The 16,155-nt window shown below is 46.5% G+C and carries 10 protein-coding genes and 1 tRNA gene; 5 read left to right on the forward strand and 6 right to left on the reverse strand.

Annotated elements, in window-relative coordinates:
• Window positions 1-220 precede the first annotated feature (220 nt).
• Both RIM23_RS19890 and RIM23_RS19895 read left to right on the forward strand, forming a co-directional pair.
• Window positions 221-2,308 carry a cation:proton antiporter gene (locus tag RIM23_RS19890; RefSeq protein ID WP_446368854.1) on the forward strand — a complete coding sequence of 696 codons (2,088 nt, stop codon included), beginning with the start codon at window positions 221-223 and terminating at the stop codon, window positions 2,306-2,308.
• The gene (locus tag RIM23_RS19895; RefSeq protein ID WP_446368855.1) at window positions 2,301-3,638 is read left to right on the forward strand and encodes an MFS transporter; all 1,338 of its coding nucleotides are present in this window, start codon (window positions 2,301-2,303) and stop codon (window positions 3,636-3,638) included. The genes RIM23_RS19890 and RIM23_RS19895 overlap by 8 nt, the downstream gene beginning before the upstream one ends.
• Before the next feature lie 79 nt (window positions 3,639-3,717).
• Here the strand turns inward: RIM23_RS19895 and RIM23_RS19900 are convergent, their stop codons facing one another.
• Window positions 3,718-5,412, reverse strand: coding sequence for an ABC transporter permease (locus RIM23_RS19900; protein ID WP_446368856.1), 1,695 nt, complete (start codon window positions 5,410-5,412; stop codon window positions 3,718-3,720).
• 284 nt (window positions 5,413-5,696) lie between these two features.
• Between RIM23_RS19900 and leuB the strand changes: the two genes are divergently transcribed.
• Both leuB and RIM23_RS19910 read left to right on the forward strand, forming a co-directional pair.
• Window positions 5,697-6,788 carry a 3-isopropylmalate dehydrogenase gene (leuB, locus tag RIM23_RS19905; protein ID WP_446368857.1) on the forward strand — a complete coding sequence of 364 codons (1,092 nt, stop codon included), beginning with the start codon at window positions 5,697-5,699 and terminating at the stop codon, window positions 6,786-6,788.
• Window positions 6,789-6,876: 88 nt separating this feature from the next.
• Window positions 6,877-7,143 carry a hypothetical protein gene (locus RIM23_RS19910; RefSeq protein WP_446335843.1) on the forward strand — a complete coding sequence of 89 codons (267 nt, stop codon included), beginning with the start codon at window positions 6,877-6,879 and terminating at the stop codon, window positions 7,141-7,143.
• Between the two features lie 299 nt (window positions 7,144-7,442).
• Here the strand turns inward: RIM23_RS19910 and RIM23_RS19915 are convergent, their stop codons facing one another.
• The 5 genes from RIM23_RS19915 to gshA form a co-directional block, all read right to left on the reverse strand.
• Window positions 7,443-8,642, reverse strand: a complete 1,200-nt coding sequence (locus tag RIM23_RS19915) for a tyrosine-type recombinase/integrase (protein ID WP_446368858.1) — start codon at window positions 8,640-8,642, stop codon at window positions 7,443-7,445.
• Between the two features lie 163 nt (window positions 8,643-8,805).
• Window positions 8,806-8,878: transfer RNA gene (locus RIM23_RS19920), tRNA-Met, on the reverse strand.
• Window positions 8,879-9,037: 159 nt separating this feature from the next.
• On the reverse strand, window positions 9,038-11,665 hold the full coding sequence (locus RIM23_RS19925; protein WP_446368859.1) for a peptidoglycan DD-metalloendopeptidase family protein: 2,628 nt from the start codon (window positions 11,663-11,665) through the stop codon (window positions 9,038-9,040).
• Window positions 11,666-12,643: 978 nt separating this feature from the next.
• Entirely contained in the window at window positions 12,644-13,132 is a 489-nt protein-coding gene (locus RIM23_RS19930; protein ID WP_446368860.1) for a tRNA (cytidine(34)-2'-O)-methyltransferase, read from the reverse strand.
• Window positions 13,133-13,311: 179 nt separating this feature from the next.
• Complete coding sequence (gene gshA, locus RIM23_RS19935) at window positions 13,312-14,457, reverse strand: glutamate--cysteine ligase (RefSeq protein ID WP_446361572.1); 1,146 nt, start codon at window positions 14,455-14,457, stop codon at window positions 13,312-13,314.
• 576 nt (window positions 14,458-15,033) lie between these two features.
• Between gshA and RIM23_RS19940 the strand changes: the two genes are divergently transcribed.
• A partial coding sequence (locus RIM23_RS19940) for an RNA-guided endonuclease InsQ/TnpB family protein (RefSeq protein WP_446368861.1) occupies window positions 15,034-16,155 on the forward strand: 1,122 nt, incomplete at its 3' end.

Here is a 16,155-nt window from a genome sequence, read left to right on the forward strand (position 1 = left end):
CCAATAGCCAATTTAGATAAGTTTTATGCGGCTTGTTCTCACTGTAAATGAGCCGCATAAAATCTATAGCATTTCTATTAATTCCAGCCTAAATCTAGAGCGTAAGTCCAGTAATAGCAGTAGAGATGTTCCGGTGGAACGTCTAGTTATTTCTGGCTGAATAGCGGTTCTCGCTGCAAACAGTAAAGTCTTTCACCTTTATCTAAACCAGGATGCTCAGATGGAATTAGTACGAACATGGCTTCCTGATAGCCCACTTGTATCGTTTACGATTCTCTTATTAGTAATTTCGGCAATTCCGCCAATTTTTGAGCGCTTACGATTACCCGGATTAGTGGGTTTGCTGGTGGCGGGGGTAGTGCTAGGTGAGCATGGGTTAGGGCTGCTGAGTGCTGAAAGCGAAACCATACATCTGCTATCGGACATCGGCAAAATCTATTTGATGTTCGTGGCTGGATTAGAAATTGACTTAGAACAGTTTCGCAAAAAGAAAAATCGCTCTTTAGGGTTTGGTTTTGCCACATTCATTGTGCCGCTGATTATCGGTACCCTAATTGGGCAACTATTTGGTTTTGGTTTAAACGCTTCGATACTCATTGGTTCTCTATTTGCCTCCCATACCCTATTAGGGTATCCGATTGTCCAGCGTCTAGGTTTAGTTGAAACTGAACCCGTCATCGTCACTATTGGTGCAACAATCTTTACAGATATCAGTGCGCTGCTCGTATTAGCCATTTGTGTATCAATTCACGCCGGAGAATTCTCCCTCTATACCCTGAGCGTGCAGCTTGGCTCACTAGCTATCTATGCGGCGATTGTTTTGTTTGGCTTTGATTGGGCAGGAAAACAGTATTTCCGCCGTACTGGTAATGATCAAGGTAATCAATTTCTCTTTGTTTTGCTGGCAGTGTTTCTCGCTTCAGTGGGAGCGCAAATTATTCATATCGAGCAGATTGTCGGGGCTTTTTTAGTCGGTTTAGCCGTGAATGATGTGGTGGGGCGCTCTCCGGTGAAAGAGAAAGTGGAGTTTGTGGGTAGTGTCTTATTTATTCCCTTTTTCTTTGTCGGTATGGGCTTAATGCTCAATTTACCCGTATTCCTGGAAACCCTGAGAAGCAGTTTCGGACTCACTGTCGCTATTTTAGCCGGATTAATTGGTAGTAAATTTCTCGCCGCCTTCCTCGCGAAAGTCCTATATCACTATCGCTGGAACGAGATGATGGTGATGTGGTCCCTGTCTTTGCCTCAGGTGGCGGCGACATTAGCCGCTGCTTTGGCTGGTTTGCAGGTGGGGTTGCTGAGTGAGGCGGTGTTTAACGGTGTCATCGTTTTAATGCTGGTAACCTCTGTTCTCGGTCCGATGTTAACCGCAAAATTTGCTCCCCAGCTACCTCTACCCAAGCCCAGTCCTGAGATTAGCCAATCGGTGCTTTGGTGGGAAAGTCGAGCCGAACACCGAGTCCTGGACGAGCAGTTTGAGAGGGATCACTCCAATTTTACCGTAGTTGTGCCGATTAGCAACCCTCTGACGGAGCGCTTTTTAATTGAAATGGCTGCACTATTGGCACGTCATGAATCGGGTCACATTGTACCCTTATCCATTGCCCAGGATCAACTTCAGATGGATGAACCCCAGATGCAAATCACTCTGGGGCACAGTCGGCGGCTTTTGGTACGTGCCAAACAAATTAGTTCTGAGTTTAAGGTTGAGGCGAAGCCCGCACTACGAATTGAGGATGATGTGGCGCTGGGAATTATTCGTACTGCCCGAGAACAAGACGCCCGTTTAATTGTCATGGGCTGGAGCGAAAATACCGGCTTACGGGCGCGTTTGTTTGGCACTATCATTGATAGTGTTTTTTGGTCATCCCACTGTCCGGTTGCTGTGATGCGGCTATTAGATGAGCCGATAAAAATACGCCGCCTTTTAGTGCCGGTAAAGAACTTCACACCACAAACAGTGCGAACCGTGCGATTTGCCCAACTGCTGGCGGATACCAATCAAGGTTCGGTAACGTTATTGCATGTTTGTCCCCCACAAACAACATCTGAGGAAATTGCTTCACTTGAGTCTGAGTTGTCTCATGTCCTCGGTAGTGCAGGACCACAGGTCAGTTCCTCGATTAAAGTCATTCGTCACGAGGATGTGGCGATGGTGATTCTCAATGCTTCTCAGTCGGTTGACATGGTGATTTTGCGCTCATTACGCCGTCGTACTGTTGCTGGATTAGCCGTTAGTGACGTTACCACCGAACTGATTAACCACCTTAAATCTTCATTCGTACTCTTTGCCGAACCTCATGCTTAAAATCAATTTTTTATCTTCAACTCCGCTTTGGTTTTTCCACTTAATTCCTTACAAAATCGGGGAATGCTTTTTCATTAACCTGCTTTCCCTGTTTATCGTGCAAGTCGTTGGTGGGAGTATCACAGATGTAGGTAAAACTAGCTCCTTAGTCTCTCTGGCTGCTGTGGTTGCTTTTATCCTTTGGGGCAATCTCTCAGACCAATTAGGCTCCCGCCGCCCTTTTTTGATTCTAGGATATGTCGGATTTTCTCTGTGTATGGGGTTAATTAGTGTAGCCGATAATCTCATCCAAGTGCAGCAATGCAGTATAGTAGCAGGATTTTTGATGGCAGCCATTATTCCTGTATCAACTGCCTTATTACTAGAAACTGTTCCAGAAAAACAATGGTCTCAATCATTAGGTCGTTTTTATCTGATTGGGAGTTGGAGTTTTGTTATCGCTTTAATTGGAGGAGGAATTTGGCAAGAAGTTTTCTCGGATTTGTGGGGGTCTGTCTCAGCCATGCGAAGTTTATTTGTTTTCGCCGCTGGGGTAAGCTTACTCAGCTTGATTCTCTGTTTAATGTGGGTGCAAGAACCTCAACAGGTTCGTTCAACTCGCTCATTTAGTCCATTATTACTGGGACGACTCTCTGTCGCTGTTATTGAACGGGGAGTGCTGTTTTACCCATCCCGAATGATTTACTTTATCCTGCGTCCAGAGTGGCTAACTCAGATACAGCAGCAGATATATAGTCCCCTGAATCTTTATTACATTTGTTCGGCTCTATTGTTCCTAGCGATTCAAATTGTCTATCTCGCCTTCCCCATTTTTCTGGCTGAGGTTTTGGGAGCAACAAATTCTTTGATTTTTTTAATTGTTTTTGGCAAGGCGTTGATTGAGGCATTTTTATATTTTCCAATCGGTCAGTTCGCCCAAAAACATGACAGTATTAAATTGCTGACTTGGGTAACAGCCGTGCGGGTGGGAATTTTTATGATTTTTACCATCCTGGCACTTTTAAAGCCAACACCAGTGAGTTTAGTCATTATTGGATTTGCCCATCTGTTCACGGGTTTTACTTGGGCTGTGATTAATGTGGCTAGTACCCTATCAGTAGCAAGGCTGGCGACTAAAGGTGAGGAGGGAATGGCGCTGGGAGTCTATAATTCAATTATTGGGGTAGCAACGATTTTGGGTTCTCTAGTCAGCGGATATTTAGCGGCGAGTTTTGGATATAGTGTTTGTTTTGCCACGGGTACATTGTTGACAGGTTTAACGGTAGTTTGTTTTTGGTTGCTAGAATTTATTATGGAAAAAGGGAGTGAAACAATGCCTTCTTTGCGCTAACTTTGTACAGACGTAGCCTGCTACGTCTCCACAAGTAGCCTGCTACGTCTCCACAATGATGATTCTATTACTGAATCTCTCAGGGCATCCGCCCAGACAATAAGGCTTTAGTCGAAGACTCACCCGCTTTTCTCAACTGTCGCGTCAGTTGAAGATTCAACAACACTAATGCCAGGGATTGACCGACTAGGGCAACTAAAACTGAGGTTCCCGCTGCATATTGGATGCTAGCCCAAGGAAACGCCGAAAATAGCCATAGCATAGGTTCTACGGACGGGGATAGGGACAAAAAGCCGAAAATGATGGGCGGTAAAATAATGATTCCACCCACCACAGTTGCTGCCCAAACTGCCCGCTTTGGCGTTTTCAGCAACAGCATAAGCTGTCCAATTGAAGCATAGAAAACGATGAGACTGGCGGTTACCAATAGCCCCAAAATCGCCGGTGTCTTGTATTCACTGGGAGACCACAGCAGAATCCATGGCAGCAGAATAGCAGACGCGATCGCTAAATTCAAGAGAATCGCTACAGGGGCGGGACTGGTTTTGCCCCAGATTAAGTCTGCCATAATCCCAGCTTGGCGCGATGAGCGTTTGGCGTGACGGTAACGCGCCCAATCTTGCATCGTCTGACGATGGGGACTCAACGCCGCGATTAGTCCTAAAAACAGGATCAGATTAAACACCAGCAGGACTTCAAAATTCTCAAACAACCCTCTGGCATAATTTCTCCAATTGTTTACATCAGGATTTAGGGCAAATCCGAGAATCATCACTTCAAGGCAACCTGTTAACCGATAACTTTGTCGCTTACTCAGTAAGGTAGCCGTAGGGTTGTGAAAACGGCGATTTAACCCCTGCCAAATCCAGTAACTCCATAAACCACAATTGAGAATGGCAAATCCAGCCATCGCCCACATTGTCTTACCGATGGGGAGATAAAACCAACCCAACTCCCCAAAATCACCGTTTGCATAAGTATTAGCCGCATCTAGAGAACTAGAATTAATCAGGTACGGTAACAAAATTGCCGGATTAAACAACGTCAGCCAATCGCTGGGGTAATGGGTCATACCCTGGTTACCAATGATACTGGTGATAATCGACAGGAATATGAGCATTCCGCCACTACCCAACCAAGGTTGAAAACCGCCCAACCCATTACCGACTAAGCCAAATAGTAGCGCCCCGCTGAAAAAGAATAGGCAACTTGCACCTAGGACGCCGTAGAAGGCGAAAATTTGACTCAAACCAATGTGACCCGCCAAACCCGACACCAGATGCAAGGGCAAGGCGAGGGCGGCGACTAGATAAAGTAACAGGGGAACTCCCAATAATTTGCCCCCTAAAATATTCAGTGTTGAACCCGGAGTCAAACGTAGAAAATTGAGAGTACCGCGACGTTCTTCCTGAGACAGGTCACTAATCAGCATATAGATGCCAACTACTAACAAGGCAAAGATACCGATAAGGCTAAGCCAAACAAATACATCTTGCCACCAGAGTGACCAATTGATCACAAACCCACCCAAGCCATCGGATAGACAGGTTGGAGAAGAATATTCCGGAGTCACACCTGTACAATAACGGCTGTAACCAATCTTTTCCTCCTCAACTACGGGTAATTCACCGGCAAAACCAATCAGTAGCAGTAACTGTCCCAAAAAAGACATGGCTACGGCAATTAAGATATTGCGGGGTTTAAGCCGCCCTTTGATTTCTCGCAACAACTGGGGATTCCATTCACCCAGTTGGTTAACTAAATTCAGTGCCATCGTAATGTGAGTCTCCCTCTAGTAAAACCTATCGTGTTTAATCTGGATGAGTCGGATATGCCTGCGAGTTCACTATCTATGAGTAATGCTCAAAATCTCATCCAGAAAATCGTTCTTATCCTTCTCACCTCTTCCCCAATCCCCATTTTCCCAAGGAAATTAAAAAATTGAAACCGATTCCGGTCAGGGGGGTCAATTAGCCGTTATCATAAGAGACTGCCTGGTCAAGTTGCATGTTTCAGGCGTCCACTTTTTCAGATTGTCCACAGGATTACACGTAAGTTATGGCACAGCAGCACTACCGTATTACCCTTTTGCCTGGTGATGGCATCGGTCCAGAAATTATGGCAGTCGCGGTAGATGTGTTAAACGTGATTGGCGAACAGTTAAATCTTAGCTTTGAATTCACGGAAGCCTTGATTGGGGGGGCGGCGATTGATGCTACTGGTGAACCCCTACCGGCTGACACCCTGGAAAAATGCCGCCGTAGCGATGCCGTTTTACTGGCTGCTATCGGTGGTTATCAATGGGATAACCTGCCGCGCCATCAACGCCCGGAAACGGGTTTGTTGGGATTACGAGCAGGATTGGGTTTATTTGCCAATTTACGACCTGCCACCATATTACCCCAACTCATTGATGCTTCAACCTTGAAACGGGAGGTGGTTGAAGGGGTGGATATTATGGTGGTGCGAGAACTGACAGGTGGGGTTTATTTCGGTCAGCCGAAGGGCATCTTTACAAGCGTTACTGGGGAAAAGCGCGGTGTGAATACGATGGCGTATACAGAAGCCGAAATTGACCGAATTGGACGAGTGGCATTTGAAACCGCTCGCAAACGCCAGGGTAAACTCTGTTCGGTTGATAAAGCCAATGTTCTAGAGGTATCTCAATTATGGCGCGATCGCATCACTCAATTAGCGACTGAGTATCCGGATGTGGAGTTATCTCATCTGTATGTTGACAATGCTGCCATGCAGTTAGTTCGAGATCCTAAGCAGTTTGATACGATTGTCACGGGGAATTTATTCGGAGATATCCTCTCAGACGCCGCAGCAATGCTCACCGGCAGTATTGGCATGTTACCATCTGCCAGTTTAGGGGAAAACGGACCCGGCGTTTTTGAACCCGTTCACGGTTCCGCACCGGATATTGCTCTTCAAAATAAAGCAAATCCCTTGGCTCAAGTGTTGAGTGCCGCAATGATGCTACGCTATGGGTTAAATCAACCAACGGCGGCTGACCAGATTGAGCAGGCAGTTCTGAAAGTTTTAGATAAAGGTAACCGTACAGGGGATATTATGTCAGCAGGAATGACCCTTGTCGGTTGCCAGGAAATGGGACATGCTTTGATTGAGATCCTCAAACAGCCATAAGTTAAGTCAAACAGGAGCGCAGCTACTCTGATTCAACGAAACGTCCGACAAGAATCATGTTGGTGAATTAAACAATAGGGTTAGGCGGGTGGTATACACATCACAGCAACGGCAAGGAGACTATACAGAAACTCGGACAGGGCTACCGATGTTGTTAGACCCGGGTCTCCTCAGAGCCGCTCGGCAGATATACCATACCTATTATGAAGTCCATCCTCATCTGACCCAACGCCCTACTGGTGTGGCAATTGACCGATTTAGCTATCGTGGGAAGTTAATTTTTCGGGCTAAACCGATTCTTTTGCCTCAAGAGTGTTTTGTGCCACTGAGTCAGCTTGAGGCGGAAATTTATTAGTCGTTTGTCCTTTGTCCTTTGATAAGAAAAGAAATCAATTACTATTTCCATCTTTCCAGCTAGTAGTTTTTTTGGGTTAGTTGTTTCTTCTTACCAGGTTCAGATAAGGTTTTAACACTGGCAATTAATTTCACCGCTAACTCGAACATTCTAGCAGTTCCCGTACCTGAGGCTGAGTCCAGATGAGATGTTCGTACAAACAAAGTGTAACTAGACCAGCGCGAAGCGCTATAACATAGATATAGAAAAAAGGATAGTAGAAACAATTCCTATCCTTAAAGTTTGTTAGCTCAGATTGTTTATAATTCAGGAACTTGCACTTGTCTTATTGTACTTGCATAGTGTTTCATAATTATTTCCGGCGAATTACCAACCCACTTCGCTACTTGAGTAACAGTTACACCAGCTTCTAATGCCATTGTAATGAAGGTATGACGGCAATTGTACTGTGGTAAATATTGTTTGACTTGACCATCCTTCACTAAATTCTCTACCACTGGCTTCCAGACTCGATTTAAGAAATTGTGAGCGTCTATCTCTTTACCACTTTTAGCGGCAAATACTAAAGCTTCAGAAGAATCATTTTCTAGCTTAATTTCATCTAGAAGTGCTTGTAACTGTTTATTGATAGGAAAGATTCTCGCTTCATGAGTTTTAGTAGACTTCCTAATTCTTAAATCAGTTGCTACCGCCTCAGAGAAGACAATTCGATTGCTCTCAATATGCTTCCACTTAAGGGCGATCGCTTCTTCTGGACGGCAACCAGTAAGGAATAGAAACTTAACGTATGCTGCATAGTAGGAGTGACTGACCGGAGCAAACTTAGATGAGTACCTATCATTTTCAAAAGCATGGATAATGGCATCTCTTTCAGCTTTTGTAAATGCCATTCGAGATGTTTTACTTGTCTTCTTAGTCTTAATCTCCCTTGCCATACCATCAAACGGGTTAGAGGCAATCAGCTTAGAACGCACTCCCCAGTTGCAACAAGCATTTAATTGTTTTAATGTACGTTTTGCTACTTCAGCAGAATAGGCTTTGAGTAAATAATCCAGAATCGCTACTGCTTCGCTCAAGTCCTGTGTTGGTAGCTTCTTAATCCGCTTCTGAATCTTTCCGTAATCTCTTAGGATTGTCGTCTGTTCTAATTGACTGGATTTGAACTGGGTGTAGTTTTCCCATAGCTCATCTAATTTCAGTACCTTCTGTGTCTGTTCAGCAGGTTCTACTAGCTTTAAATGAGTCTGAGGTCTGTATTTTGCTAGTGTTCTGTCAAACGTTCCAGCAACTACGGATTCTGTAGCGATATCTGACTCAATCTGCTTTTTCTTAGCTTCAGCTATTGTCCTGTTTTCTGAGGTATCGTCTAGTCCTAACGTTAAATACTTTTGCTTGCCACTATAAAGCTGCCTCGGAAGTCTTAGCCGCAGCCTACCCTGAAATGATTCAACACCTACTGAACCCTTAGAAGCTTTCTGCTGTGATGATTGAGAAGCCATTGCTCTAACCTTTTGTTGACTATGAACACCTAAGCTTTAAGCTAATCATAGTCAATTCATAGTCAAAGTCAATAGTCAAATCGATAAAAAATTCAGGGGAACAGACCTACCGTAACTAAGGCTATTCCCCCGAAAAGCTTACTCTATCAAGATTTCTAACAAATGGCTCAGGCGGGATTTGAACCTGCGACCTTGGGCTTATGAGTCCCCTGCTCTAACCACTGAGCTACTGAGCCGTTTTTTTTGACAGCATCCTTAATGTAGCATAAAGCTTACGTGAACACAAGCATCTTTTCTAGCATCTATCCAAAATAGATGTATCAATCCGTTAGTGTGACGCCAGTAGAGACGTTGCAAGCAACGCCTCTACACACTCCCGTTCCTGGGAGAATCAACTACCGATTCTTGGGTAGATAAGCCATTGGGTTAACGGCTCCGCGTCCCGATGGATGAACCTCAAAGTGCAAATGGGGACCGGTACTGTAGCCAGTACTACCCATTTCCGAAATTTGTTGCCCTTGATCCACCTCTTGACCCCGACGCACCAAAATTCGATTGTTATGGGCATAGAGGGTCAAGCTGCCATCCGGATGTTTGATTTCCACCAATTTGCCGTAGCCACCGGAATTCCAACCAGCGGTGACGACAACACCAGGGGCAGCTGCCACAATAGGTGTACCAATAGGAGCCGCAATATCAATACCCCTGTGCATGCGTCCCCAACGCCTACCGTAGCCAGAGGTTAAAACTCCCTTGCTGGGCCAAATATAGCCATTAAATGGGGCAGGGCTATCCGGCAAGTACATATCCGGAGCAGACAGAGGAGGCAGTTGAGGTGCAACCGTTGTTCCCACCGGGGTTTGCAGCATCGGGTTATAACTTTCTGCTGGGGCTGGGGCGGCGGCTAGGATTTGCTGCTTCGGTTCAGATGGGGTTGCCGCAGGTGGCGGTACGGCGATGGGAACTGAAGCGGTTTGAGTTTCCTGTTCATACCGCTGCGGATTGAATTCCGGATTGACCCTAGCGGGTGTTGATTGCTCAGCTAAACTCGGCGCAACTGGCACAGCCGGAACAACCACATTGCTGGGTGAACGGGTCGGCTCTGTGGCTTGCTGATGACGATATTCTGCCCGCATTCTGAGAATATCCGCCCTCAAACGCTCAACGTAGGGGTTTTCCCCGGCGTTAGCTGGCTGATTCCGCTTCGCATCTAAGGCGATAGGGGTATTAGCTGGGGCGTTTTCGCCAACGGATGATTGGGCGAAAACAGTTGATGAAGCGGTTGGGGGTTGAAATGTTGGTGCTGTTGGGATAATTGGTGAGGTGGACGTTGTTGTGGTCGGAACAACGACTCTGGGTGCTTCCACCTCGACTGGTGCGGAGGGAGTAACAAAATTGTTTGATTGCTCTTTAATACCCGGTAAAAACGTTACTCTTTGCTCGGATGACTCAGCCGATGGCGTCGTGGGAATTGTGAGCTGTTGATTGACTCGAATCAGGTTGGGATTATTTAAGCCGTTCGCTTGAATTAATTCAGAACGGGATAAACCATAGCGACGAGCGATCGCGTCTATCGTATCTCCAGGTTTTACCTCGTAAGTACTCGTCGCCGCTCTATTCGCCACCACCGTTTCCATCACCACTGGCTGCGGTGTTGGGGGTTGAGCCGTGATTTCTGGCGTTGTGACGGGTTCGAGCCTTGTATTGGGGAAGGTGATCGGTTTTTGGTCTTCCGATGGCTCTTGTGAGGTCAAATGGGCTGGACTTGGGGTGGGAACCGGAATCACCACCGATGATGGTGATGGCTTCGGTGTATTTTCCTCCACAGCCAGAGACGCCGCTGTATCTGGAGTGGGAACCGGAATCACCACGGAAGACTCAGAGAGGCTGAGAGTTCTTGATTGTGAACTTGATGCGGCTTCTCGGTTCGGAGTGGGCACCGGAATCACCACAGGTGACTGGTACGGATTGACTCCTAGGGACTCCACCGTCGGTGATGCGGCAATTTCTGGTGTAGGAACGGGAATAACTACGGGAGATTGAGGTTGATAGACCGACTTTGATTCTACAGTCGGCGATGCCGCAATTTCCGGAGTAGGAACCGGGATACCAATCGGAGTGCTGGGATTCGTCGTGGTTGACGCTGGGGTATCGGGTCTCCGTTCTGCCTTCGGGAAAGGGGTTGCTGACGCTGATGGCGTTGCTGCTGTTGTTGATTGGTTGATGGACTCCTCAGAACTCAACTCCGCCAGAGTGCTATTTAAGCGGTTCCGTTTGTGTTTTAAATCATCAAGAGCAACGTTTTGTCTCGCTTTGAGCAGGTCATCGACTTGACCGGGAACGATGACCGATTCACCGGTTTTAAGCTGACCGGCGGTGGATACCCCGCCCGAGTTCCGTAACCGGTTTGGCTCGACACCGTAAGATTTGGATACGGATTCGACGGTTTCACCCGGTTTAGCCTCGTGAACGATACCGTTCACTGTCGGGATTTTTAGCTGCTGTCCAACTGACAGATTGGCATTGGGTTGGACAGGATTCGACGCCGCGATCGCTTCTGGAGCTACCTGGTACGTTTGCGAGACCTCCCATAGCGTTTGTCCTTCCTGTACCTTGTGTTTCACCACAGGTGTGGAGAGGGCTGGCGATGGGGCTGGGGCGGGGGCAGGTTTAGCTTGCGGCGGTTTCGAGAGTGTGGCAACGTCTGGTTCGCTTTCTGTTGGCACAGACGCAGGCGAACTCACGCCAACAGGCAGAGTTGTCAGCGTTGGCTCAGAGGCAATGGGTTCAACGGCTAGGGCTTCATCACTTTGTTGCGGTAACAACAAGCTGGAAGCTCCCATGGAAATTGCCAACCCAATCATGGCAGCAGAAGTCCGAGCTCTGCGGTTGCCTTCGGTCGGAATCGTTGCGCCGACTGACGGCTTCTCCTCAGAAAGCTTCAATAACGCCTCAAAGGAGTGGGCGGAGTTGGCTGCACACGAAGGAACCTGTTTAACCTTCTGCGTAAATGTCCGTTTCAAAAACGACCTCCTAGTGTGTGACGAGCACTTAACAGTTCCTAAAATGATTTTTCCCAGTCAATGAGGGTTCTCACCCAAAAATGTGATTTAGATCACGGACAGTAAACATACTTAGGCAAGAGTACCCTGCTTTTTTGATTTAGACAAGCTCATCTGACTGGATAAATTTCTCGTTGTTGACGATCACCGCTCGATTCACCCTTCATGAAGCCATAACTCGCTGTCTCTAGAACAATATAGTTGAGTTTGATACTTAACTCTCTAAAAGACGCGGTTGATAGTCGGGCGGTTTTTGCCAAGAACCTGTGCATAGAACATACAGACTTGACAGGCTTTTCTCCGGAAGAGGGCTAGCCCTGCTTTCCTTTCCTCATAAGCGGGTTTGGTGTTAGTTAGCCTTCCAGAATATCCGGTGATCGCAGAATTTAGCAACTGAATAGAGCTCAAGCTCATAGTCTAGCAACCGATAGTTTAGCAGTTAACGATTACAGACGGCACTTTACGTGAATTTTTGGTAAAGAACAACCGTACAGTCTACCCAAGCTTGCCTGGGGTAGAAACGCTGTTATCGATAACGTCACATCGGATAAAACGGCGCTTTCTCTTGCGGGTCTTGGCTTTGGGCTACCTGGGATCAACCCGCTTGGGATGATTAAAATCTATCAATCCGCCTCGATTGGGCGGGAATCTTTTTTATATAAATTTCTTATCAAAGGAGTGGATTTTCCGTATTCTAGATAGCTGAATTCAGCGCCATTAATTTTTTGACAGAGATAAATGAAGAAAATGCCCTCTGTACAAAGGTGGAACTTGTTAAATTTTAATTAATTTTCATTAAATCTTGATCAGATTAAATAAATTTATATATACGCCAATGTCCATACATGTAGTATTCTGTCTTACAGTTCAACGCTTCAGGTAGAGCCAAGTTTCCGGAATTAGCACCTGCGGAAGGTCTAATTTTATTGCTTTAAATACTTAAACGTTATCAGGCAATGTTCTTTCACTGATCAGGTATCCCAGTTGACGCCGTGCTTCAAATAAACCCAAAGCAGCGCTGACGGAAAGATTCAAACTGCGAACACCAGGTTGTGTCATGGGAATAAACACAGTTGCGTCACAACGCCTTAAAACTGACTGGGGCAGCCCTTGGGTTTCGCTGCCAAATAAAAGCCAGTCATTGGGTTGAAATGGAAATTGAACATAACTGTATTGCCCAGAAGTGCTGAAACCAATCCATCGCCCTCCCAGCTGTTGGTAAACCTGACTAAATACCTCCCACGTTTGGTGGTAGTGCAACTTGACATAGGGCCAATAGTCAAGTCCTGCTCGTTTGAGGTAGCGATCGCTAATTTCAAACCCCAAGGGTCCGACGAGGTGCAACTCCGTATCTGTGGCGGCACAGGTACGGGCGACATTGCCCGTATTGGGCGGAATTTGGGGATAAACTAAGACAACCCTCAGCATAAAAACTCAAACCTCTTTTCAGTTCTACCCTAAACGTTCATGGATTTTGCCTGAATTGGCTCAGACCCATTTGAAATCTTGATATTATATGTTTTTTTAATATCAAGTTTTGGGAAGAAGCTGATTAGATATTTTAATTTTTAGCCCGATCACTCTTGACAAATCATCCCTCCTACTTACTAAGCTACCAAAGCTTGACATAACTTGTCTTCAAGTTCTTTTTCTTGTTCCGCCATGTCTTGAATGGCTCTGTTGAGAATTTGCTGAGTGTCAAAGCCAACAGATTGAAGTTGTAACCACTGCTCTGCTGTATTCCCTTGGCGGAGAATCTTTTTCAGGGGCGAGAGGAAGCAACTGAAGCCTTTTGCTTTGGCAATGGGTAAAACCTCTTGATACAGTTCATCAATCCATTCCCTTGCCGAAATCATTCTGCCATCCTGCCAATGGGTGAGTTGGGCATCCAAACTCGAACGGGCAACCGCCATTTCATTCGCTGCGGTGAGGGCGACTAACTCAGCCGTGCGAGTCGATCCTTGACTTCCGTAGAGAGGGTCAAGACTCGGATCATTTAAAAGCTGGGTCAAACGGGCTTCCAGTAAGGCTGTTACCGCAAGCAAGGCAATCGGATCAACGATTAAATCACAAATTCTCAACTCCAGACGATTTAAATCATAAGGGCGTCGATTGCCATTAGGTCGAACCGATGACCAAAGATGGCGCACGTTACACATCGTTCCCGCCGCCAGTTGGGCTTGTGTCCACTCAATAAAGTGAGCATGGCTTTCAAAGAGGGGAACCTGAGAAGGGGTTTGGGGAAAAATCCCCCAGCGAGTGGAGTGATACCCTGTCGCTTTTCCGTCGAGAAAGGGAGACGATGCGCTTAACGCCAGGTATAAGGGGGCTTCTACCCGTACCAGACGGCAGGCTTGCATCAGCCGTTCTGGGTCAGAGATGCCCACATTGATATGAACACTGGCGGTGACAACATTACTACCGTAGGTTTGCTCAATGTAGTCATGATAAGGGTTTTGCGGGTCAGAGCGGTAGAAGCGATCGCTCCTCCCTAGAGAAAGGGTACTTCCGGGAATTAGGGTGTAGTTTCCCAGGGTTTTCAGATAAGCACGTAGTTGCTGACGCGGGCGTACCAATGCACATAAAAGGCGGTCATAGCAGCATAGAGGAGCGGTGGTATATTCGACATTGCGGCTGTCGGGTTCCCGCATGAATCCATCCAAGGATGCCACAATCTGATCAGAAAGACCGACAATTTCCCCTTGGGGAGTGCCAGTATACATCTCAATTTCAAAGCCTTTTGATAGCAGCACAGTATCTCCTCGAGCTGGGTAGAGCAACCTTCTTAACTCATGAATGCTCCCCCACCTGAATCGCGAGGTGTGGGTGTCTTAATTACAAGGGTTTATCCCTCGCGACAGGCGGCATTCTCGCCGTGTTACGGGAACTTTTGCCCGTAAACACCCCCAAGTCGTTTCCGCTATGGGGCTAAGAAAAACTTTTACCTAGGGTCTGACGTGTATAAACCGACCACACAGGATTTACAGGCTGTTTTACCTTACTTTGAGAGGTCGTGTCTCCGGATTACTCGGAATTTTTCCGTCCTTTACCGTACCGCTCAATATTTCGATATTCTAACACTTTATGGGCTATGGGACGTTGCCTCGCCTTAACCCCCACCTACGAAAGTGAGGTGGGAGAATGCAGGCGAGTTTTGTTCAACTAAAACGCCAGGATTCCCCCTCCTCAAAGCGAGTGGGCGTCCAGCCCACAATGCGTAGGTGGGGGAGGAATGGCGGGACAGCGTAGGTAGCGTAGGTACGGAGCTGTCCAAGCACTTGTGTTTGTTTCACGACAATGCTATTATAAACTCACTTCGTGAAACAAGTATGTTGCAAACCCTAACCGCCAAATTAAAACTAGAAGTCACCCAGGAGCAAAAAGAACAGCTCCGGGTTACTTCTTTGGCGTACAGGGACGCCCTAAATTACACGTCTGCTGTTGCCTTTGATCTGGGCAAAACCTACAACGGCACCAAAATCCAGAAGGAAGTTTATTATACGTTGCGAGAGCAATTTAAGCTTCCATCACAAATGGCTTGCAACGTTCCTCGTCAAGTTGGGGCAACATACAAGTCATTGCGGACAAAGCTAAAAAAGAATGAGGAGGCGATTAAGGCAGGTCGTACTAAAAAGCGATATAAAGGCTTAGATAAACCACCTAAATACGTTTCTCGTACCTGCACATTGAACTATCAACGTGACTACTCATTTGTCAAAGACCAGAAAGTAAGTGTCATCACATTGGATGGTCGAATCAAGGTAAATTACCAATGCTACTCCAAGAATTTGGAAATGATTAGCTCTGGAGTAGCCAAAATTGGAGCAGCAAAACTTTGGTACTCAAAACCCACCAAAACTTACTACTTGCTAGTGAGTATGGAAGTGGAAGCCCATGAGCTGATGCCAAATGATATTAACCGAGTTATGGGTGTAGATGTTGGGCAACGCTATATTGCTGTTGCAGCAGATACTCGCAATAAGACTCAGTTTTTCAGCGGCTCTCAGGTGAGACACAAAGCTTCTCGTTATGTTAGAGCGAGAAAGTCTTTGCAGCGTAAAGGCACCCGTAGTGCAACTCGTAGATTGGTTGCATTGTCTGGACGGGAGAGACGGTTTATCGCTGACACGAATCACTGTATTGCTAAACAAGTTGTAACAGTTGGTACGCTAATTGGACTAGAGAATCTGACCCACATTCGAGAACGGACAAGACCCAAGAAAACAGGGAAGAAAGCGTCGAAGAAGCAGCGTAGAGCCAACAGGAACAAGGCTCATTGGTCATTTGCCGAATTGCACGGCTTCATTGATTACAAAGCTGTGTTGTCTGGAAGTTTAGCTGTGAAAGTAGATGCTCATTACACCTCTCAGGCTTGTCCGCATTGCGGTCACACATCTAAAGAAAATAGACCTAACAAGGGTCTAACTTTTGTGTGTCAGCAGTGTGGATAT

The sequence above is a fragment of the Coleofasciculus sp. G3-WIS-01 genome, assembly GCF_040223135.1.
Taxonomy (GTDB): domain Bacteria; phylum Cyanobacteriota; class Cyanobacteriia; order Cyanobacteriales; family Coleofasciculaceae; genus Coleofasciculus.

Coding starts and splice junctions, on each gene's coding strand:
- RIM23_RS19890 (WP_446368854.1), top strand. CDS start 221: ATGGAATTAGTACGAACATGGCTTCCTGATAGCCCACTTGTATCGTTT.
- RIM23_RS19895 (WP_446368855.1), top strand. CDS start 2,301: ATGCTTAAAATCAATTTTTTATCTTCAACTCCGCTTTGGTTTTTCCAC.
- RIM23_RS19900 (WP_446368856.1), bottom strand. CDS start 5,412: ATGGCACTGAATTTAGTTAACCAACTGGGTGAATGGAATCCCCAGTTG.
- leuB (WP_446368857.1), top strand. CDS start 5,697: ATGGCACAGCAGCACTACCGTATTACCCTTTTGCCTGGTGATGGCATC.
- RIM23_RS19915 (WP_446368858.1), bottom strand. CDS start 8,642: ATGGCTTCTCAATCATCACAGCAGAAAGCTTCTAAGGGTTCAGTAGGT.
- RIM23_RS19930 (WP_446368860.1), bottom strand. CDS start 13,132: ATGCTGAGGGTTGTCTTAGTTTATCCCCAAATTCCGCCCAATACGGGC.